Origin of the sequence: uncultured Salinisphaera sp. (assembly GCF_964012375.1) — a bacterium.
Classification (GTDB): domain Bacteria; phylum Pseudomonadota; class Gammaproteobacteria; order Nevskiales; family Salinisphaeraceae; genus Salinisphaera.
The window spans coordinates 1-20,359 of sequence record NZ_CAXGSH010000075.1 but is presented as its reverse complement, the minus strand read 5'-3'; the positions used below and the strand labels follow the sequence as shown (position 1 = coordinate 20,359).

Sequence of the window (20,359 nt, the reverse complement as noted above, 5' to 3'; positions counted from 1 at the left end):
TTGAGAACACCACGTTCCGGCGCAGCCTCGACGAGGCCCGGCATACGCTTGCCCTGCGTCATATGGCCGACGCCGGGCTATGCATCGGCGATATCAGCCACCGGCTCGGATTTTCCGAACAAAGCGCCTTCCAGCGAGCGTTCAAACGCTGGACGGGCATCACGCCGCTCGCCTGGCGACGCCGCCACTGTAGGCGCAGCGCGCCGGCCTACGCCGACGGCTGATACAGGCATTATCGAACCCATCACGGCCCCCATAACGGCAACGCATGGACCGTGCCCAGAGGCCCAGCCAGCAGCGCCAAACACAGCCCGCCATACAGATATGCCGAATGCCGCCCGTGCTGCACATAAAACTTGCCGTCGAGCAGGCGCGTGGTCACGACGACGAGCGCCAGGATCGCGATCAGCCCGGCCCATCTTGCGTAGTCGATACCAAAGCAAAACAGCGGGACAACCGCCAGCGGCGACAACAGGAACGGATCGGGCCGACGGTCGTTCGTGTACGACAGGCCAACAAGCGCAGCTGCCGTCACCAGCACCATGCCGGCCATGGCGACCAGCTCCAACGCACCGAACAACCCCTGCCCCAGCCGGGCGACCACGTATTCGGGATTTTCCAGCCCGCTGCGCAGCCAGACGTTGAGCGCGTTGTGGTTCGGATTGGCCAGACGCGGCTCGAGGCTTTCGATCAGGCGCGCGCGACCCGTTTCGTAGCGACCGATCAGGGCGATCGTGGCCAGCGTCGTCAGCGCGGCCACAATCGGCAGCGCCAGCCGCCGGCAGGCGATGGTTGCCGAAGTGGCGCGATACCGCACCCAGCCGTAGGCCAGCACCGGGGTCAGGCCATAGAAGAGATAGGCCTCGTGAATCAGAAGGCCGAACACGCTGACCAGCGCCAGCCAGATAACGCGGTTTCGATAGACCAGCCACAGACTCACCGCGAGCAGCAGCAGATTGAGCTGATCCAGGCGGGCGAAGTCGTAGCCGAAATTCAGGAATGTCCACGGCGCGGCGATCCATAGCATGGCCAGCAGTCGCAACGAATCACCGCTCATGCGCCTGCGCAGGACATGGAGTACGGCGGTCACGAGCGCGGCCAGAGCGGCGATGACCGCCCAGCCGAAGACGACAATCGCGTTCGTGCGCGCAGCTTCCGGCACGGCCTGAAACAGCGTGCCCACGAGGGCCCGCCTGACAAAGCCATGGTCGAGATAGTTGATCTCGAAATGCAGAGCGTTGAAGCTGCTCAAGCCGATCGGCGACGGCCACAGCAGATACTGGACACCAAAGCCGGCCGCAGCGAACACCAGCATGGCGCCGAACACCAGCACGCACGCCATGCGCGAAGGCGGCGTGACTGCAGGCAGCCCGGACGCCGGCCGCGCGGAGTCGTTCAGGCAGCGCCTCCCAGGCTGGTGGGCCGGGCAGTAGCCAGCCGGGCCATATCGCGTACCGCCACGGTAAGGTGCGCATGGCCGGGCTGATCGATGGCCCTGAGCTCGTCCATACGCGCGACGATGAAGGCAAGCGTGCGCTCGTTCGCGGCCTGCCATGCGGCCAGCGGCTCGTCGCCGGCCACGTCGAGCACCTGAGCGACGATCTGCTGATGAATCCGGTAGCTGTCGCCGCGCAGGCTGGTGCGTGCCAGTGCCGCCCAGCGACCGTCCGCGGGCAGGCCATGAATCGCATCCTGCAGCCAGTCCACCGACAACAGGTCGCCAACCGCGAAATAAAGCGCGGCCACGGATTCGATATCGCGCCCGCGCTCCTCGGCCAGCGACACTACGTCCATGATGCCGCCGCCGGCGTTGGCGCTGGCGATGCGATTCGCGAACTCGTTATCCAATCCGGTCGCGACCCAGGCATCGTGGTCGGCCTGCCAGCGTTCGGCATAGCCGCCGACCAGATAGTCCGGCAAATGCGCCAGCAGCCGACGGGCGTCGTTTTGATAGCGTGCCACCAGGCTCGACAGATCCCCGTCGATGCCCGGCGTGCCCAGCCACCAGCTCATCGCATGCTTGAGCAGTCCGATCACGATTCGGTGCAGGGCATACTGATGATCGGTGGCCAGACGATTGTCGAGCGACTCGATCTCGGTGAACAGCGCTTCGCCGCCCAGCCAGGCATCGGCCAGAACGTAGGCGCGCACGGCCGAATCCATGCGCGAGCCGAAGCCGGCCGGCAGCCGGTGCGCGGTGGCGATACCCAGGCGGTCCACCATCTGGTTGGTCAGCAGCGTGGTGATCAGCTCGCGTTTGAGTCGGTGCTGGAGAACAGCGTCCGGAAACTGCTCGACCATGGCGTGCGGAAATCCGGCCTCCAGCAGCTGGGCGAACCAGGGGTCGTCGGGCAGGTCGCTGGCGAGCACGCTGTCGGCCAGGGCGATCTTGCTATACGAAATGAGCACGGCCAGCTCCGGGCGGCTCAGCCCCTGACGATTGCGTGTCCGTTCCTCGATGGTTTCGTCGTCGGGCAGGCGTTCCAGCCGTCGATCAAGCCGGCCTTCGCGTTCGAGCGCACGCATGAAGCTGACCTGCTCGTCGAAGCGGGTCAAACCCTCGGCTTCCATGAGGCTGATCTGCTGGGTCTGCAGATAGTTGGTCGCCAGCACCAGCTCGATCACCTCCGGCGTCATGGACGCCAGCAGCGTGTTGCGATCCTCGCGGGTCAGCGTGGCCGCCGCTTCGACTGTGCCCAGGGCGATCTTGATATTGACCTCGAGGTCGGAGGAATCCACCCCGCCTGAGTTGTCGATGGCATCGGTATTAAGACGCCCGCCGGCCAGGGCATATTCGATGCGCCCGGCCTGGGTCAGCCCCAGATTGCCGCCCTCGCCCACTGCAGCGCAGCGCAGCTCGTGCCCGTTGACGCGCAGCCCGTCGTTGGCGCGATCGCCCACGTCGGCATGAGATTCGGTGCGCGCTTTCACATAGGTGCCGATACCGCCGTTCCAGAGCAGATCGACCGGCGCCTTGAGAATGCGGTTGATCAGTTCCAGCGGGCTCAGGCGTTTGGCGTCGATATCCAGGGCAGCCCGAGCCTCGTCGGAGAGCTCGACGGTCTTGGCGTTGCGGTCGAACACGCCGCCGCCCGGCGAAATCAGCGTGCTGTCGTAGTCGCTCCAGGCCGACCGCGGCTGCTCGAATAGACGTTTGCGCTCGGCGAAACTCACCGCCGGATCCGGGTTCGGATCGATGAAGATATGCATGTGGTTAAAGGCCGCGACCAGCTTGATCTGCTCGGACAGCAGCATGCCGTTGCCGAACACGTCACCGGCCATATCACCAATGCCCACCACCGTGAACGGCTCGCGCTGGATATCGCGGCCCATTTCCCGGAAATGCCGCTTCACCCCTTCCCAGGCGCCGCGCGCGGTAATGCCCATGGCCTTGTGGTCGTAGCCGGCCGAACCACCCGAGGCAAAGGCATCGTCGAGCCAGAAGCCGTAGGCCTGCGACAGACCGTTGGCGATATCCGAGAACGTGGCCGTGCCCTTGTCGGCGGCGACCACCAGATAGGGGTCGTCGCCGTCGCGACGCACCACGTCCGCAGGCGGCTCGATCGCCGAGCCAACGCGGTTGTCGGTGATATCCAGCAGCCCGCGAATGAATATCTTGTAGCAGGCGATGCCGCGGGCCTGGCGCATCTCGCGGGTTTCGTCGGCCGGCGCGTTCTTGACCACGAACCCGCCCTTGGCGCCGACCGGCACGATGACCGCGTTCTTGACCATCTGCGCCTTCATCAGCCCGAGCACTTCGGTACGGAAATCCTCGCGCCGGTCCGACCAGCGCAGCCCGCCGCGTGCCACCTTGCCACCGCGCAGATGCACGCCTTCGATCTCCGGCGCGTACACGAAGGTTTCGAACATCGGCAGCGGGCGCGGCAGCTCCGGCATCAAGGCTGGGTCGAGCTTGATGCTGACATAGGCCTTGAATGCGCCGTTTTCGTCGCGCTGATAGTAGTTGGTGCGCAGCGCGGCTTTCACCACCCCGTAGAACGCCCGCAGCACACGGTCGGCGTCGAGGCTGGCCACCTCGTCGAGCGCGACATCGATTTCGGCCAGCCGGGCCTCGTCGTCGACCACCGCGCGCGCGGGGTCGAAACGCGCCTCGAACAGCTGCACGAACTGCTCGACCCGATCGGCATGAACGGCCAGCTGCTGCTGGATATAGTCGGGCGAAAACGGCAGCTCGGTCTGCAACAAATAGCGGGTGATGGTGCGCACCAGCACCACCTGGCGCGGGGTGAAGCCGGCGCTCACGATCAGTCGGTTCAGGCCGTCGTTTTCAGCGCTGCCCGAGATGACCGCAGAAAACGCCTCGGCCACGTTGTCGCCGCAGCCGTTCTCGGCCAGCGCCTGGGCATCGGGATGGTCGGCTTCGTATTCGTGAATCCACTGTGGATCCTGGCCGGCGCGTTCCACCCGATAAGGCCGCTGCGTATGTACCGACAGCCCGAAGTTCTCGAGAATCGGCATGGTCGCCGACAGCGGTGTTTCCTCGCCGTTGCCGTACAGCTTGAGCTGGACAGTGTCGGCATCGACGCCCACGACCCGTAACCGCGGCGCCGCTCCCGTGTCCACGCTTGAAAGAAGCATGGCATCGTCGACAGCGGTCTGAGCCGAAAAGCGTTCCCGATAGGCGCTGTCGAAAGCGCGCGCATAGGCCGGCATGATCTGACCGCGGGCCTCAGCGGCGGCCGCAAAACGATCCGGCCAGGCGCGGGTGACGGCGATCAGGCTCTGTTCGAGGCTGCGGGCGTCGGGCGTATCGCCGCTCTCGGCCTCGATCGCTATCTGGTAATGGATTCGCACCAGCGCGCCGCGCAGGAACTGGGCATCCGATTCCTGGGCACGCCCCTGCAGGCTGCGCTCGAGCTCGGCCTGGATCTGTTCGCGCAGGCCGAGCGTGTAGCGTTCACGCGGCACATAGACCAGACAGGAATAGAAACGGGCATAGCGATCGCGGCGCATGAACAGCCGCAGACGCTCTGTTTCGCGCATGCCGAGCACGCCCATGACGGTGTTGTACAACTCCTCCTCGGAGGACTGGAACAACTCGTCGCGGGGGAAGGTTTCCAGGATGTAGCGCAGGCTCTTGGCGCTGTGCGAACGCGGGCGCAGCGCCGCTCGTGCCGCCACGTCGCGCACCTTCTGACGCAGCAGCGGTATCTGGCGCGGGCTCATGGCATAGGCCTCGCCCGAAAAAAGCCCCAGAAAACGATGGGCACCGATCACGTTGCCCATGTCGTCCATGCGCTTGATGGCGATCACGTCCATGGTTTCGGCGTGGTGGATCCACGAACGCCGATTGGCCTTGGCCACCACCAGAATGCGCGCCGACTGACTGTATTTATCCAGCGCCGCGGCCGGAGCGACATAGCCGTCGGGGTCGATATCCTCACGGTCTTCGCGCAGCAGGCCGAGACTGGTGCCGGGTATATCGACCATGGTGTCGGCGTCGTCTTCGCCGATCTGTACTTCGCGCTGGCGATAGCCCAGCAGCGTGAAGTGATCGTCGGCGAGCCAGCGCAGAAAGGCCTGGGTCTGTTCGCATTCGTCGATATCCATGCCGCTGGGCACGGTATCGAGCTCGGCCACGACCTTCTGCAGCTGCCGACGCATCGCCTGCCAGTCGCCGACAACACGGGCCAGGTCGCTGAGGTTGCCACGCACCCGCTCGGTCAGCGCGTCGCGATCGAGCCCCGCGGGGGCCGCGAATTCCAGGCGCAGCAAGGATTCCTCATCGCCGTGTTCGGCGCTGTCGGCCGCGCTGCGAATATCGGTGGGCACACCCTCGGCGTTGCGGCTGACCCGCAGAATGGGGTGCATCATCCAGTCGATATCCGCGCCAGCCTCGCGTACCGCCATGCTCACGGTATCGACGATGAAGGTCATGTCATCGGCGAGCACCAGCAGCGCGGTATCGCAATAACCTTCGCTGCCGTCCAGATTGCGGGCAACGACCGTGAGATCGCGCTTCTGGCGCGGCGCGCACAGCAGCTCGAACTGCTCGCAGACGGCCGCATACAGCGCCTCGACGGATCGGGCCGCCAGCTCGTCGAGGGTGATGCCCTCGAACCAGGCGTCGACGAAGCGCAACAACAGGTCGCGGCGCTCGGCGGGTTCGAAGCTGCTTGCCCGTGCCCGCACATCTGCAACTATCGTGGCTATTGTGCTCATCACCCGCCCTGACCTTCTGCATATGTCGATGCTGTCACCCTAGACCGGGGCATGCAGCATTAACAAGCACTAAGGCGCGTCCCGCGGTGCCGCGCCATAAGACGCGGCCCCACCGGGGCGCACGAGCCGGCGCTTAGCAAGCGCTGGCCGGGGCCGGTGGTGGTCGCGGATTCAGCGGGTATCGGGCTGGTTGTCCGGATCGGCGGCCTGGAACGCGGCCAGCGTCATGCAGGCACGATAGACGCGCCGAATGGTCGGGTAGTCGCTGAGATTGACGTCGTAGCGCTCTGCCATGGATACCTGCGGAACCAGACAGACATCGGCCAGGCTGGGCTTTTCGGTAAAGCAGTAGCTTTGTTCGTCGTGCTCGCGGGCATGATTTGCGAGGATGGATTCCATCGGTGCAAAAGCCTTGTGGATCCAGTGCTCGAACCATTCGCGCCGTTTTTCGTAGGGCACGTTCATGTCGTCGCGCAGATAGCGCAGCACGCGCAGATTATTCAACGGATGGGTATCTGCGATTGCCACCTGGGCGAACGAGCGAATTCGTGCGCGCTCGGCGATATCGCCATGCAACAGCGGCCGTTCAGGATAGCGCTCTTCCAGATACTCTAGAATGGCCGAAGACTGGGAAATGACCAGGTCGTCCTCGGCCCAGAGCGCGGGAATGAGCCCTTGTGGATTGACGTTGAGATAACTCAGTCGATCGCCGCGGGCATGGTCCATGTCGGTAAAGATCGACTTGTAGGACACGCCCTTGTAGTTGAGCGCGATGCGCACGCGATGCGCGGACACACTGCGATTGTGCGTGAACAGTTGAAGCATGCGGATACCGGGCGTTGAGCGTCTTGAGTATTCGCGATTCTAGCAAACAGAGACTGCAACACCGCGCTCTTCATCAAGTAAAACGGATCAGCCCATGAGTCAGGAACTCGACCATACCGGCGTCAGCCGGCGCGAACTCGAACGCAACGTCCTTCTGGTGACCTATGTCCTCTACGGGCTCGGTTTCTTCAACGGCCTCACCGCGGTGGCCGGCGTAATTATCAATCACGTCAAGATGCGTGACTGTCGCGACCCGGTTGCCTACAGCCACCACCGCTGGCTGATGCGCACGTTCTGGTTCACCGTGCTCTGGTCGCTGGTTTGCCTGGTGCTCGTCTACGTCGTGGTCGGCTTTCTGGGCTATGCGATTCTCTGGGTCTGGGGCGTGTATCGCTTCATCCGCGGCGTGCTCGCCTTTGCCGAGCATCGGGCCATGCCCACCGCATGAATACCGCGACCGTCGAACCGGGCGCCAGCGTCACGGCCGGCTATCTCGCCGCGGGCGCCATGGTGGCGGCGCTTTGGCTGGGGGTGGGCATTCTGCTGATCCCGGTGATGGCGGTCATCGCCCTGCTGCACTGGTGGGCCGCCGCCGGGCAGAATGCCCTGCTCGCCTCGCACCATCGCTGGCTGGGCCGCCACCACGCGCTGTCGGCGATCGCTTTGCTGCTGGTTCTGCTGGCGCCACTGGCCGCCCTGCCGACGCTTTTTACCAGCGCCATGACCGTGCTCAATACCCTGGCCTACGCACCCCACCCCGCGCAGACCCTCGCAGCCGCCTGGCCCGAGCTGGGCATCGGCACGCTCATGCTGGCGGTATTCGTTGCAACCGCGGGCTGGCTTCTGGTCACGCTTTGGCTAAGTATTCGGCTGGTACGCCGCTGGCTGCGCTGGGCCGATCGGCGCCCGGCGTAAGAGCTGGCCTTTCGGCCTCAAGGCCCGATTACCTGCAAAGCCGTCGCTGCTGCGGCCGCACGCGTCTCGACACCGAGCTTCGGAAAGATGTGCTCAAGGTGTTTATTCACGGTACGCGGCTTCATATCCAGAATCTCGCCGATATCTCGGTTGGTCTTGCCGCGCGATACCCACAGCAATACTTCGGCCTGGCGCAGCGTCAGCCCGAACCGCTCGACGAAATCGTTGATCGAGGCTTCGTCATCGAATTCCACCAGCGTGAGTATCCAGCCGTCGGCCCCCGCCGGGCCCGCCAGACGAATGGACAGCCGCGCCTGCCCATGGACGATTTCGTACGGGCGTGAAGACGGTTCCGCCTGGCGCAGCCAGCGCAGGAGTGCGCCCGGGAGCGTGCCGGTCTGGGCGTCGTCCAAATAGCGCTGCAAGTACGCCGCCGCTCGCGAGCTGTGCCAGCGCACACAGCCCTCGTCGTCGGCGATGATCGCCGCCCGCCCGCCGGCGTTGACCACCATGTCGGCCCGGCGCTGCGCCTGGGCCCGCTTGAGGTGCGCTTCCACGCGAACGCACACTTCATCCGGCTTGACCGGCTTGGTGACATAGTCGGCCCCGCCGGCCCGAAAGCCCTTGACGATATGTTCGCTTTCGGTGAGCCCGGTCATGAAGATCACGGGCACGCCGACCAGCGATGCATCGGCGTTCATGCGCAGACAGACTTCGAAGCCGTCCATGCCGGGCATGCGCGCATCAAGCAGGACCACGTCGGGCGTGATCATGCGCGCGCGTTCAAGCGCCGAGGGCCCGTCGGTGGCGGCGATCACCGTATAGCCGGCGGCGCCCAGAACCTCGGACAGCAGCGCCAGCATCTGGGGCTGATCGTCGACCACCAGCACCACGCCGCGCACGGCACGCGGCGCGGCCGCGCCGGCATGCGCCGGATCGTCGTATTCGTAAGCCACATTCATGCCTTGTCTCCCTGCTCTGCGATCGAGCCCGATAGCGATGCCGCCAGCCGCCGCAGGCGCTCGAACTCGAAGCCGCGAGCCGCGTCACGCAGCGGCTGCAGCTGCGGCGCGGACTCCGGTTCGAGGCGTTCGATTTCGTCGAGCACCGCCACGACGCCGTCCATGATGCCGGTATCGATCGCTGCCGCCAGACGTCGGACAAGCCGTGGCGGCAAAGCCGCCGCGGGCAACGAACGGGCCTCGACGTCGATGCCAGGCGCGGCCGGTTTTCCCTCGTGCACCCAATCCAGATGCAATAACGTTGCCAGGGTGGCCTGAAGACGCGAGATATCCACCGGCTTGGGCAGGAACGCATCACAACCGGCGGCCTCGCTGCGGGCGACGTCCTCGCCATAGGCATTGGCTGAAACCACCAGAATCGGCGCTTCGCTCAACCCGCGCTCACGCACGATTCGTGCGGTTTCGAAGCCGTCCATACCGGGCATGGCCACATCCATGATGATCGCGTCGCTGCGCTCGGTCGCCAGCCAGTGCAGCGCGCTGGGGCCATCACCGCATTCGTCGATAGCAAAGCCCAGCGGCTCGAGAAAGTCGCGCAGAATCGCGCGCTGGTCGGCCAGGTCGTCGACCAGCAATATATGGCGTCGCGGCCCGCTGTAGCCGGCGACCGTGTGGCCGGCGTTCCGCCCTGCGGCCGCGTCGCCCTTTTTGCGCCGCGCCAGAAACACGCGCAGCGTGAAGTGTGTACCGCCGCCTTCTGCGGCCTTGACGGCGAGTTCACCGCCCATGAACTGGGTCAGCAGCTGGCAAATGGTCAGGCCCAGTCCGGTGCCGCTGGTCAGCCCGCTCAGGTCGGCGTCGAGGCGCTCGAAGGGCAGGAAAATCTGTTCGAGCTTGTCCTCGGCAATACCCGGACCGGTATCGATGACCTCGAATGTGGCGACCTCCCAGGCATAGCCGATACGCAGCCGCACCAAACCGGTGCGGGTGAAGCGGATCGCGTTGCCGACCAGGTTGATCAGGATCTGGCGCAGGCGCTGCTCGTCGCCGCGCACGATCTCCGGGATACGCCCCACCCGCTCGATCCGGAATTCGAGGCCCTTCGCGCGGGCCTGGGGCGCGAACATGGCATCGATCTGCTCCAGCAGCGCTGCGGTATGAATCTCGCCGATATTGAGATTGATGCGTCCGGCCTCGATACGCGCGATATCCAGCAGCCCGTCGACGAGCGCTAGCAGGTGTTCGCCGCTGCGCTGAATCGTGGCCAGCTTCGCGGACTGGGCTGCATCCAGGCGCGTATCCCGCTGCAATAGCTGGGTATAGCCGAGCACGTTGTTGAGCGGCGTACGCAGCTCGTGACTCAGACCCGAAACATAGCGGCTTTTGGCCCGGTTGGCGGCTTCGGCCTCGGTGGTCGCCTTCTGCAGCTTGGCATCGGTTTCCTTATGAGCCCGAATCTCGCGCATGAGCAGCTGGGTCTGGCGGGTGGTTTCCTGTTGGGCCACGGTGCGCGCTTCGCGGGTGAGCACCAGCCACCAGGCGAGCACGCCGGTCAGCGCGGTCATCAGCAAAAAGGTGCGCAGAAAGATATCGAACAAGCGTGCCGTATCGGCCGCCGATACCAGCGGTGCGACCTGGGCATAGACCGCGACCAGCGCGCCGAACACGACCACGCTGAGCAGGCACAGCACCGCGCCGTAGCGCATCAGCCGCGTATACAGATGCGGCAGCAGGGATTTCGGCAGCGCACGGCGAACCACCGCCGCGGCCTGTGCCGAGGCGGTGGCCTGCGGCCGGCAAAGATCACCACAGCGCATGTCGAGACTGCAGCACAACGAACAGATACTGCCGCGATAGGCCGGGCACAGCGCCATGTCATCCGTTTCGAAATGGTTGCCGCACAACACGCAGCGCGCCTGGGCGCTGCCGTCCGGCGCCAGCTGTACCGGCCGCGCCGGGGTGCGGGCGAGGTAGAAGCGCCCGCGCGTGAGCCAGGCGATCAGGGGCGCGGTAACAAATGCGCCGCCCAGGGCCAGCAGCGGCGCGGCCGCGCGTGCCGCATGGCCAAACAGGCCGGTGTAGGCGGCCAGCGACAACCCGCTTGCGAGGGTGAGCGCGCCAATGCCGACCGGGTTGATGTCGTAAAGATGCGCGCGCTTGAACTCGATGCCCTTCGGCGACAGCCCCAGCGGTTTGTTGATGACCAGATCGGCTGCCAACGCACCGATCCAGGCGGCGGCGACGTTCGCGTAGAGCCCGAGCACGCCTTCGATCGCCGAAAACACGCCGACCTCGAGCAGAATCAGTGCGATGAGCACGTTGAACACCAGCCACACGACTCGCCCCGGATGACTGCGCGTGACCCGAGCAAAGAAGTTCGACCAGGCCAGCGACCCGGCATAGGCATTGGTGACGTTGATCTTGATCTGCGACACGATCACGAATGCCACGGTGGCGGCCAGCACCACGCCGGGCGAGTCGAACACATAGCCGAAGGCCACCTGATACATATGGGTCGGTTCGGTCGCCTGATCGAACGGCAGCTGGTGTTGAAGGGCCAGAAATGCCAGCAGCGCCCCACCGAACATCTTCAGCCCCCCGATGACCACCCAACCCGGCCCGGCAGCCACCACCGCAAGCCACCAGCGCGTTCGATTGGCAGGCTTTTTCTCCGGCAGAAAACGCAGGTAATCCACCTGTTCGCCGATCTGGCCGATCAGCGCGAGTGCCACGCTGCAGGCGGCCCCGAATGCACTCCAGCTGAAGCTGCCGTCGTGCTGACGGCCCGTGAAGCCGGCGAAGTCGGTGAAGGTTTCGGGCCGCTTGAGAGCGATCGCGAGGTAAGGCAATACGAGCAGGATCAGCCAGATCGGCTGGGTGAACCACTGCAAGCGGTTGATCGCGGTGATACCGAAGGTCACCAGCGGAATCACGGCCAGCGCACTGATCAGATAAGCCACCGGCAGCGACACCCGGAAATACATCGAGATCGCCTGGCCCATGATGGCCGCTTCGAGGGCGAAGAATAAAAACGTGAAGCTGGCATAGATCAACGACGTGAACGTCGAACCCAGATAGCCGAAGCCTGCGCCGCGGGTGAGCAGGTCGATATCGACGCCGTAGCGGGCGGCGTAATAGCTGATCGGCAGGCCGACCAGAAATATGGCGGTGCAAACCGCGACGATGGCCCAGGCGGCGTTGGTGAAGCCATAGCCCATCATCAGCACCGCGCCGATGGCCTCCAGCGCGAGAAACGAAATGCCGCCCAGCGCGGTGCTGGCGATACGCAGTTCCGACCATTTGCGAAAGCTGCGGGCGGTGAAGCGCAGCGCGTAGTCCTCGAGGGTTTCGTCGCCCACCCAGCGGTTGTAGGCACGACGGATCTTGACGATGCGTTGGGGGCCGTTGTCCATGAAGCAGTCGGTTGGAAAGCGAACGGGCGATTGGGCCCGATGGTAATCACTCGCCCCTGCAGGAAACGGGCCAGCGTCTACGTCGAATGACGTAGGTCGGTGCGTTGATCGGCGTATGGGCGGCTTCGACCGGACACGCCAGTCTGGATAACGAGCGAGGCCGCCGGCATTGGCCCGGACTTTGCAAAGCCGCAGCTATCGCACCCGTTTCGTTATCCAAAGGGAGATTATCGATGAACCTGCATACCCTGAGCCGATCGTGGCTCGCCGGCCTGACCGCGGTGACGCTGGGCGCGTCCGCGCTGTTCGGCACCGCCCATGCGGCAACCCCGCCGACCGACGAGGTCATGACCACCGGTCTGGCCGTCACCGACGACACCGTCAAGGTCGGCATCCTGCATTCGCTGACCGGCACCATGGCGATCAGCGAAACCGGCTCGATTCAGGCCGAAAAGCTCGCCATCAAGCAGATCAACGAACAGGGCGGCATCCTCGGCCGTCAGATCGAATACACCGTCGAGGACGGTGCCAGCGACTGGCCCACCTTCGCCGAAAAAGCCCGCAAGCTGCTCCAGGGCGACAAGGTCGCCACCGTGTTCGGCTGCTGGACCTCGGCCTCGCGCAAGGCGGTACTGCCGGTATTCGAACAGAACAACGGCCTGCTCTACTACCCGACCTTCTATGAAGGGCTGGAACAGTCCAAGAACGTGTTCTATACCGGTCAGGAAGCCACCCAGCAGATTCTGGCCGCGCTCAACTGGGCGAACGAAGAACTCGGCGCCAAGAGTTTCTACCTGGTCGGCTCCGACTATATCTGGCCGCGTACCTCGATGAAGATCGCGCGTACCCATATCGAGAAGCATCTCGGCGGGCGCGTGGTTGGCGAGGACTACTATCCGCTGGGCAACACCCAGTTCGGCTCGCTGATCAACAAGATCAAGCTCAAGCGCCCGGATCTGGTCTTCGCCGCCGTGGTGGGTGGGTCCAACGTGGCCTGGTTCAAGCAGCTCAAGGCCGCCGGCATGACGGCTGATCGTATGCCCATGCTCACCATCTCGGTCACCGAGGACGAGGTGCTGGGTATCGGCAAGCAGAACGTCGAAGGCTTCTACTCGTCGATGAAGTATTTCCAGAGCCTGGATATCCCCTCCAACAAGGAATTCGTGGCGGCATTCAAGAAAGAGTACGGCGACGACGCGGTCATCGGCGACGTGACCGAATCCGCCTATCTCGGCCCGTGGCTGTGGAAGCGCGCGGTGGAAAAGGCCGGCAGTTTCGACGTCGACAAGGTGGTCGCCGCCTCCGACAACATGGAATGGAAAGAAGGCATGCCGCACGGCTACACCAAGGTGGACCCGAACCATCACCTGTGGATGCGTACCCGTATCGGCCAGTGGGGCAGCGACGGCCAGGCCAAGGTGGTCTGGGAGTCCGACGTGATCGAGCCGAACCCGTTCCCGGAAGGCTACTAAGCCAACCCTTAACCGCTACGCGCAATACGCGATTGCCGGGGCCGTGCGGTCCCGGCAATCGTCAAGGGAGCAACCATGGGCGACTTCACCGCACAGGAATTGACCGCAATCTTTGTGATGCAGGGTTTTTCAGGCCTGAGCCTGTTCTGCGTCTTTCTTCTCATGGCCCTGGGGCTGGCGATCATCTTCGGCCAGATGGGCGTGATCAACATGGCCCACGGCGAATTCCTGACGCTGGGCGCCTATATCACCTATCTCGTGTCGTACCAGGCTGCCGAATGGGGCGCGACCGCGCTCACCTGGTACTTCCCGGTCGCCATCGTCGCGGCCTTCATCGGCACGTTCGCGCTCGGCTATCTGGTCGAGCGGTTCATGATCCGCTATCTCTATAACCGACCGCTGGATACGCTGCTGGCGACCTGGGGTCTGGGCCTGATTCTTCAGCAGGTCTTTCGCTCGGTCTTTGGCCCGCGCGAAAAGACCGTGACCATGCCGGACTGGCTGCTGGGTTCCTACCGCGCCACGGACATGATCGATATCCCGCTCAACGGGCTGTTCATCCTGGTGATCACGCTCGTGCTCACGCTTGCCCTGTTCGCGCTGCTGTATCGCTCGCGCTGGGGTATCAAGGTGCGCGCCACCACCCAGAACCGCAGCATGGCCAACGCCGCCGGCATCAATACCGACCGCGTCGATCGCCTGACCTTTGCGCTGGGCTGCGGCATCGCCGGCGTGGCCGGGGCCGCGTTTACCACCATCGCCTCCACCGGGCCGACCACCGGCTCGCTGTATATCGTCGATACCTTCCTCGTGGTCGTGTTCGGCGGCGCGGCCAGTCTGCTGGGCACCGTGGTTTCGGCATTCGGCATCGCCCAGTCGCAGTCGATCCTGTCGTTCTTCTGGTCGGGTTCGATGGCCAAGGTCTTCACCCTGCTCACCGTGGTCGTGATCCTCATGCTGCGTCCGCAGGGCCTGTTTGCCAGCAAGGTGCGCCGCTAGGCGGCCCGGGAGAGTCATCGTGCAACGTTTCATCAAGGCATTCGGCGGCCCGACAGTGCTGATTCAGATCGCGATCATCGCCGCGATTCTGATGGTGCTGCTGCCCGCCACCACCGAAATCTTTCGTCTGAACCTGTTCGGCAAGTACCTGACCTATGCCTTCGTGGCCGTCGGTCTGGTGCTGTGCTGGGGCTATGGCGGCATTCTCAGCCTCGGCCAGGGCGTGTTCTTTGGCCTGGGCGGCTATTGCATGGCCATGTTCCTCAAGCTGGAAGCCTCCACGCCGGAGGCCACAAAGATCCAGACCACGCCGGGCATTCCCGACTTCATGGACTGGAACCAGATCACTGAACTACCCTGGTTCTGGGAGCCCTTCCACAGCTTCGCGTTCACCGTTTTCGCGGTGGTCGCGGTGCCGGCCTTCTTTGCCTGGCTGATCGGCTATGCCATGTTCAAGCGCCGCGTGGGCGGCGTGTACTTTGCCATCATCACCCAGGCGATCGCCGTAATCCTGACCATTCTCATCGTCGGTCAGCAGGGCTATACCGGCGGTATCAACGGCATCACCGACCTGCGCACGCTGCTCGGCTGGGACATCCGGACCGACGGCGCCAAGTACCTCCTCTACTACGCCTGCTGTGTTGCCCTGCTGCTGTGCCTGCTGGTGGGCAACTTCATCATCAACAGCCGCTTCGGGCGTCTGCTCATCGCCATGCGTGACCAGGAAGACCGGGTACGCTTTTCCGGCTACGACGTGGCCAACATGAAGGTGTTCGTGTTCGTCATGGCGTCGGTATTCGCAGCGATTGGCGGCGCCTTCTTCACCCTGCAGGTGGGTTTCATGTCGCCGACCTTCATCGGTGCGGTGGCCTCCATCGAGATGGTGGTGTTCTGCGCGGTGGGCGGGCGCCTGTCGATCGTCGGTGCGGCCTGCGGCGCGTTCATCGTCAGCTGGGCCAAGACGTCGTTGTCCGACAGCTTTCCGCAGATCTGGCCGGTGGTCATGGGCGCGTTGTTCATCGGTGTGGTGATGTTCTTCCCCCGCGGTCTGGCCGGTCTCGTATCGGACTACGGCTCGAAGCTCATGCCCGGGCGTAAATCCCAATCCAAGCCGTCGACCGACAAGCCGGACACGGCCAGCCGGTCGTCTGCCGGTGCCACCCCGCAGGAGCAAGCCTGATGAGCAACGCCATGATTCTCGAGGTCGAGGACCTCGGCGTGTCCTTCGACGGCTTCAAGGCCATCGATGCACTGAATTTCTATGTCGAACGCAACGAGCTGCGGGTGGTCATCGGCCCGAACGGGGCCGGCAAGACCACCCTGCTGGATCTGATCTGCGGCAAGACCCGGGCGACCAGCGGCAAGATCAAGTTCAAGAACAAGGACCTGACCAAGCTCTCGGAGCACCAGATCGTGCATGCCGGGGTCGGTCGCAAGTTCCAGACGCCGTCCATCTACGAAAACCTGACGGTACGCCAGAACCTGGAGCTGTCCTCGCCCGGCGGGCGCACCGTGCTCTCCAGCCTGTTCTTCCGGCGCACGCCCAAGCTTGTCGCCCGTATTCAGGAAATTGCCGAGACCATCTATCTGGTCGACGAACTGGACATGAGTGCCGGCCTGCTCAGCCACGGCCAGAAGCAGTGGCTGGAAATCGGCATGTTGCTCATCCAGGACCCGGAGCTGCTGATGCTCGACGAACCCGTGGCCGGCATGAGCGTGCCCGAGCGTGAGGCGACCGCCGCCCTGCTCAACCGCATCAAGGAAAACCGTGCCGTGATCGTGATCGAACACGACATGGATTTCGTCAAGGACATCGGCCGCAAGGTCACCGTGCTGCATCAGGGCAAGATCCTCGCCGAGGGCCCGATGGAGAAGGTACAGGCCGACGAGCGCGTCATCGAAGTCTATCTAGGCCACTGAGGAAACCATCATGCTCAGCACCCAGGATCTGCGCGTCAGCTACGGCATGAGCGAGGTCATCCACGGTATTTCCTTTAGCGTTGGTGAAACCGAAACCGTTGCCATCATGGGCCGCAACGGCATGGGCAAGACCACGCTGTTCAAGTCACTCATCGGCATCATGCCGGCCGAGGGCACCATTCGCATCGGCGACGAAGATGTGGGCAAGCGTCAGGCCTACGAACGCGTGAAACGCGGGCTGGCCTATGTGCCCCAGGGCCGGCTCGTATTCGGCACGCTCACCGTCGAAGAGAACATCACTGCCGGCCTGGAAGCCACCGGCCGACGCAAGATCCCCGGCGATATCTACGACCTGTTCCCGGTTCTGCGCGATATGCGTCGACGCAAGGCCGGCAATCTGTCCGGCGGCCAGCAACAGCAGCTGGCCATCGCCCGGGCGCTGGCTGCCGACCCCAAGGTGCTGCTGCTCGACGAACCCACCGAAGGCATCCAGCCATCGATCATCAAGGATCTGGCCAAGACGCTCAACGAGATCAAGCGCACACGCCAGATCAGCATCGTGGTGTCCGAACAGGTGTTGAGCTTTGCCACCGCGATCGCCGACCGCATGCTGGTGCTCGACAAGGGCAAGATCGCCCACGAAGCCGCCGGTGCGGATATCGACGCCAAGCAGATCAGTCGGTATCTGACGGTTTGATCGGCCGCGGTAGCGGCGGTTGGAGACGCGTAATCCCTCGCATGAGTGATTCGTTGGGTTCGTCGGTTTAGCGCTACTGCTCGAACCGGCAAACCCGACTAAGCCTGACAGTTGACTTGGCCAGCGAAAGGCGAAACCACACAAGTCGTTCGACGTTCACGAGTTTGTCGTACCTCTTGTTGGCACTGAAGCGCACCCACTACCGGAATCAGGGCTATCGGCTGCGCTGTTGTCGGATTACGCCTTCCGCTAATTCGACCTGCGAAATCTGCGTTCTGAGATAAGAATGCCGGCATCGGCATGCGCTGCGCCCAGGTTGGCCTGCCACAGAACGGCGACGAGAACGTCCTGCTCGGCCGCTCGGGGCGGTACTGCAATGCGCACGGCAATGGCTGCACGGCCCAGAAAGCTACTCAGCTCCGCCCGCTTCGGCAGGCCTCGACATGGTGCATGCGACGGCTCAATCCGTCGGACACCTGGTCACGCCTGCGCGCCTGGGTTACGCATCGGCACCCGCTACCCGTTACGTCATCCGACGTATTGCTGCGAACCCTGCCACATTCAAGACTGATTCCCGACCCGCGCGAGCCGTGCTCGCCCCGCTGAAAACCGTTCGCAGGAGAACAACGCCATGACCGATACGCTCATCAAGGTCGATCTCGACACCCCGGCCACCCAGAACGAGAAGGTGCACAACCGCTGGCATCCGGATATCCCCATGGCCTGCTGGGTGAATCCGGGTGACGATTTCATCCTCGAAACCTACGACTGGACCGCGGGCGCGATCGCCAACGATGACGACGCCTCGGACGTGCGTGACGTCGATCTGTCGACCGTGCATTACCTGTCCGGCCCGGTAGGCGTGAAAGGCGCCGAAGCCGGCGATCTGCTCGTGGTCGACATTCTCGATATCGGCGCCCTGCCCGGCGCCGAATGGGGCTTCAACGGTTTCTTCTCCAAACAGAACGGCGGCGGCTTTCTCACCGAACATTTCCCGCATGCCCAGAAATCGATCTGGGACTTCCACGGCCTGTACACCAGCTCGCGGCACGTACCGGGCGTGAACTTCGCCGGTCTCGTGCATCCGGGCCTGATCGGCTGCCTGCCCAGCCAGGACCTGCTCGATACCTGGAATTCCCGCGAAGCCGACCTGATCGCCACCGATCCCGATCGTGTACCGCCGCTGGCCAACCCGCCGGTGGCCGAAACCGCGCATATGGGCGCGCTCTCGGGCGAAGCCCGCGACAAGGCCGCGGCCGAAGGCGCACGCACAGTGCCGCCGCGCGAGCATGGCGGCAACTGCGATATCAAGGATCTGTCGCGCGGCTCGAAGGTCTATTTCCCGGTCTATGTCGACGGCGCGGGGCTGTCGGTCGGCGATCTGCACTTCAGCCAGGGCGACGGCGAAATCACTTTCTGCGGCGCCATCGAGATGGCAGGCGGCTGGGTGCACATGAAAGTCGAGCTGATCAAGGAGGGCATGAAGAAATACGGGATCAAGAACCCGATCTTCAAACCCAGCCCGATCGTGCCGACCTATAACGACTACCTCATTTTCGAGGGCATCTCGGTCGACGAATCCGGCAAGCAGCATTATCTGGATGCCAACGTCGCCTACCGCCAGGCCTGTCTGAACGCGATCGAATACCTCAAGAAATTCGGCTATTCCGGCGCCCAGGCCTATTCCATTCTCGGCGTAGCACCCGTGCAGGGGCATCTCAGCGGTGTGGTGGACATCCCCAACTCCTGCGCGACGCTGTGGATTCCGTCGGAAATCTTCGACTTCGATATCCAGCCCGGCGCCGACGGGCCGACCAAGTTCCTGGACGGCAGCGTCGACATGCCCATTGCCTACGACCAGTAGGAGGTTCGTCATGCCCATGTACGAATACGCCTGTCACGACTGCGGCACCTTCAGCGCCATGCGTCGCATGGCCGAATGCAGCCAGCCCACCGACTGCCCCGAGTGCGGGGCCGCCTCGGCACGCATCATCTCGGCGCCGCGCCTGTCGCTGATCTCAAGCCACGCCCGCGTGGCCCACGAGACCAACGAACGCAGCGCCGACCGGCCGCATACGTCCAAGACCTATGACAAGCGCCATCCGGCCGGCTGTGGCTGTTGTTCGAGCAGCAGCCGCAAGGCCAGCAACACGGGGGCGCCGCCCGCAATCAAGACCAAGACCGGCCCGCGGCCCTGGATGATCAGCCACTAACACTCGCGCGAGCCATAACGAATGCTCCCGGCGGCGTCGACCGTTTGCGAACGGCGGCGTCGCCACCTTTTCAGATCCGCGTCGCCAGAACCGGCGCGGTCAGCCGGAGAACCGAATGCGACACGGAGATATTTCCAGCAGCGCCGATACCGTCGGCGTGGCCGTGGTCAACTACAAGATGCCGCGTCTGCACACCCGTGCCGACGTACTCGACAACGCGAACAGGATCGCGGAAATGATCCAGGGCATGAAGATCGGCCTGCCCGGCATGGACCTGGTCGTCTTCCCCGAATACAGCACCATGGGGATCATGTACGACCCGGACGAAATGATGGAAACCGCCGCCAGTATTCCGGGCGACGAAACCGCGGTATTTTCCGAAGCCTGTCGTCAGGCCAATACCTGGGGCGTGTTCTCGATCACCGGCGAACGCCACGAGGACCACCCCAACAAGGTGCCCTACAACACGCTGATTCTGATCAATAACGAAGGCGAGATCGTCCAGAAGTACCGCAAGTGTATTCCCTGGTGTCCGATCGAGGGCTGGTATCCGGGCGACAAGACCTATGTTGTCGAAGGCCCCAAGGGGCTCAAGATCAGCCTGATCATCTGCGACGACGGCAACTACCCGGAAATCTGGCGCGACTGTGCCATGAAAGGCGCCGAGCTGATCGTGCGCTGCCAGGGCTATATGTACCCGGCCAAGGAACAGCAGGTGATGATGTCCAAGTGCATGGCCTGGGCGAACAACTGCTATGTG

The 20,359-nt window shown here is 63.8% G+C and carries 16 protein-coding genes; 11 read left to right on the top strand and 5 right to left on the bottom strand.

Translation table 11 applies throughout. The annotated features are described in order from the left end of the window. Nucleotides 1-224: AraC family transcriptional regulator (locus ABNU97_RS13025; RefSeq protein WP_348767129.1), on the top strand; the 224-nt coding region annotated here is incomplete at its 5' end. 20 nt (nt 225-244) lie between these two features. Here ABNU97_RS13025 and ABNU97_RS13020 read toward each other — a convergent pair. The 3 genes from ABNU97_RS13020 to maiA all read right to left on the bottom strand — a co-directional run bounded on the left by ABNU97_RS13020 (nt 245) and on the right by maiA (nt 7,008). Further along, complete coding sequence (locus ABNU97_RS13020; RefSeq protein WP_348767128.1) at nt 245-1,342, bottom strand: hypothetical protein; 1,098 nt, start codon at nt 1,340-1,342, stop codon at nt 245-247. A 53-nt stretch (nt 1,343-1,395) separates the two neighbouring features. Next, nucleotides 1,396-6,183: an NAD-glutamate dehydrogenase gene (locus ABNU97_RS13015; protein ID WP_348767127.1), complete on the bottom strand. Its 4,788-nt coding sequence runs from the start codon at nt 6,181-6,183 to the stop codon at nt 1,396-1,398. Nucleotides 6,184-6,354: 171 nt separating this feature from the next. Then, nucleotides 6,355-7,008: a maleylacetoacetate isomerase gene (maiA, locus tag ABNU97_RS13010; protein WP_348767126.1), complete on the bottom strand. Its 654-nt coding sequence runs from the start codon at nt 7,006-7,008 to the stop codon at nt 6,355-6,357. 94 nt (nt 7,009-7,102) lie between these two features. Between maiA and ABNU97_RS13005 the strand changes: the two genes are divergently transcribed. Continuing rightward, nucleotides 7,103-7,456, top strand: coding sequence for a hypothetical protein (locus ABNU97_RS13005; protein ID WP_348767125.1), 354 nt, complete (start codon nt 7,103-7,105; stop codon nt 7,454-7,456). Beyond that, nucleotides 7,453-7,923 (top strand): hypothetical protein, encoded by a 471-nt coding sequence (locus ABNU97_RS13000; protein ID WP_348767124.1) that lies wholly within the window; start codon nt 7,453-7,455, stop codon nt 7,921-7,923. Before ABNU97_RS13005 ends, ABNU97_RS13000 begins: the two co-directional genes overlap by 4 nt. A 17-nt stretch (nt 7,924-7,940) precedes the next feature. Here the strand turns inward: ABNU97_RS13000 and ABNU97_RS12995 are convergent, their stop codons facing one another. Next, on the bottom strand, nt 7,941-8,885 hold the full coding sequence (locus ABNU97_RS12995; RefSeq protein ID WP_348767123.1) for a response regulator transcription factor: 945 nt from the start codon (nt 8,883-8,885) through the stop codon (nt 7,941-7,943). Continuing rightward, nucleotides 8,882-12,298, bottom strand: coding sequence for an ATP-binding protein (locus ABNU97_RS12990; protein WP_348767122.1), 3,417 nt, complete (start codon nt 12,296-12,298; stop codon nt 8,882-8,884). The genes ABNU97_RS12995 and ABNU97_RS12990 overlap by 4 nt, the downstream gene beginning before the upstream one ends. Nucleotides 12,299-12,531: 233 nt before the next feature. Here ABNU97_RS12990 and urtA point away from each other — a divergent pair, with 233 nt between their 5' ends. From urtA to ABNU97_RS12950, 8 genes are all read left to right on the top strand, one after another. Further along, nucleotides 12,532-13,770 (top strand): urea ABC transporter substrate-binding protein, encoded by a 1,239-nt coding sequence (gene urtA, locus ABNU97_RS12985; protein ID WP_348767121.1) that lies wholly within the window; start codon nt 12,532-12,534, stop codon nt 13,768-13,770. Between the two features lie 75 nt (nt 13,771-13,845). Then, nucleotides 13,846-14,769, top strand: coding sequence for an urea ABC transporter permease subunit UrtB (gene urtB, locus ABNU97_RS12980; RefSeq protein WP_348767120.1), 924 nt, complete (start codon nt 13,846-13,848; stop codon nt 14,767-14,769). A 91-nt stretch (nt 14,770-14,860) separates the two neighbouring features. Then, entirely contained in the window at nt 14,861-15,949 is a 1,089-nt protein-coding gene (urtC, locus tag ABNU97_RS12975) for an urea ABC transporter permease subunit UrtC (protein WP_348767130.1), read from the top strand. Continuing rightward, nucleotides 15,949-16,689, top strand: coding sequence for an urea ABC transporter ATP-binding protein UrtD (gene urtD, locus ABNU97_RS12970; protein WP_348767119.1), 741 nt, complete (start codon nt 15,949-15,951; stop codon nt 16,687-16,689). The genes urtC and urtD overlap by 1 nt, the downstream gene beginning before the upstream one ends. A gap of 10 nt (nt 16,690-16,699) precedes the next feature. Continuing rightward, nucleotides 16,700-17,386 (top strand): urea ABC transporter ATP-binding subunit UrtE, encoded by a 687-nt coding sequence (urtE, locus tag ABNU97_RS12965; protein WP_348767118.1) that lies wholly within the window; start codon nt 16,700-16,702, stop codon nt 17,384-17,386. 631 nt (nt 17,387-18,017) lie between these two features. Continuing rightward, nucleotides 18,018-19,250, top strand: coding sequence for a formamidase (fmdA, locus tag ABNU97_RS12960; RefSeq protein WP_348767117.1), 1,233 nt, complete (start codon nt 18,018-18,020; stop codon nt 19,248-19,250). Nucleotides 19,251-19,260: 10 nt separating this feature from the next. Further along, complete coding sequence (locus ABNU97_RS12955) at nt 19,261-19,599, top strand: zinc ribbon domain-containing protein (protein WP_348767116.1); 339 nt, start codon at nt 19,261-19,263, stop codon at nt 19,597-19,599. Nucleotides 19,600-19,714: 115 nt separating this feature from the next. Next, a partial coding sequence (locus ABNU97_RS12950) for an aliphatic amidase (RefSeq protein WP_348767115.1) occupies nt 19,715-20,359 on the top strand: 645 nt, incomplete at its 3' end.

Bases quoted from the DNA above. Each gene is read 5' to 3' on its own strand.
- ABNU97_RS13020 (WP_348767128.1), bottom strand. From the start codon at position 1,342: ATGGCGTGCGTGCTGGTGTTCGGCGCCATGCTGGTGTTCGCTGCGGCC.
- ABNU97_RS13015 (WP_348767127.1), bottom strand. From the start codon at position 6,183: ATGAGCACAATAGCCACGATAGTTGCAGATGTGCGGGCACGGGCAAGC.
- maiA (WP_348767126.1), bottom strand. From the start codon at position 7,008: ATGCTTCAACTGTTCACGCACAATCGCAGTGTGTCCGCGCATCGCGTG.
- ABNU97_RS13005 (WP_348767125.1), top strand. From the start codon at position 7,103: ATGAGTCAGGAACTCGACCATACCGGCGTCAGCCGGCGCGAACTCGAA.
- ABNU97_RS13000 (WP_348767124.1), top strand. From the start codon at position 7,453: ATGAATACCGCGACCGTCGAACCGGGCGCCAGCGTCACGGCCGGCTAT.
- ABNU97_RS12995 (WP_348767123.1), bottom strand. From the start codon at position 8,885: ATGAATGTGGCTTACGAATACGACGATCCGGCGCATGCCGGCGCGGCC.
- ABNU97_RS12990 (WP_348767122.1), bottom strand. From the start codon at position 12,298: ATGGACAACGGCCCCCAACGCATCGTCAAGATCCGTCGTGCCTACAAC.
- urtA (WP_348767121.1), top strand. From the start codon at position 12,532: ATGAACCTGCATACCCTGAGCCGATCGTGGCTCGCCGGCCTGACCGCG.
- urtB (WP_348767120.1), top strand. From the start codon at position 13,846: ATGGGCGACTTCACCGCACAGGAATTGACCGCAATCTTTGTGATGCAG.
- urtC (WP_348767130.1), top strand. From the start codon at position 14,861: ATGGTGCTGCTGCCCGCCACCACCGAAATCTTTCGTCTGAACCTGTTC.
- urtD (WP_348767119.1), top strand. From the start codon at position 15,949: ATGAGCAACGCCATGATTCTCGAGGTCGAGGACCTCGGCGTGTCCTTC.
- urtE (WP_348767118.1), top strand. From the start codon at position 16,700: ATGCTCAGCACCCAGGATCTGCGCGTCAGCTACGGCATGAGCGAGGTC.
- fmdA (WP_348767117.1), top strand. From the start codon at position 18,018: ATGACCGATACGCTCATCAAGGTCGATCTCGACACCCCGGCCACCCAG.
- ABNU97_RS12955 (WP_348767116.1), top strand. From the start codon at position 19,261: ATGCCCATGTACGAATACGCCTGTCACGACTGCGGCACCTTCAGCGCC.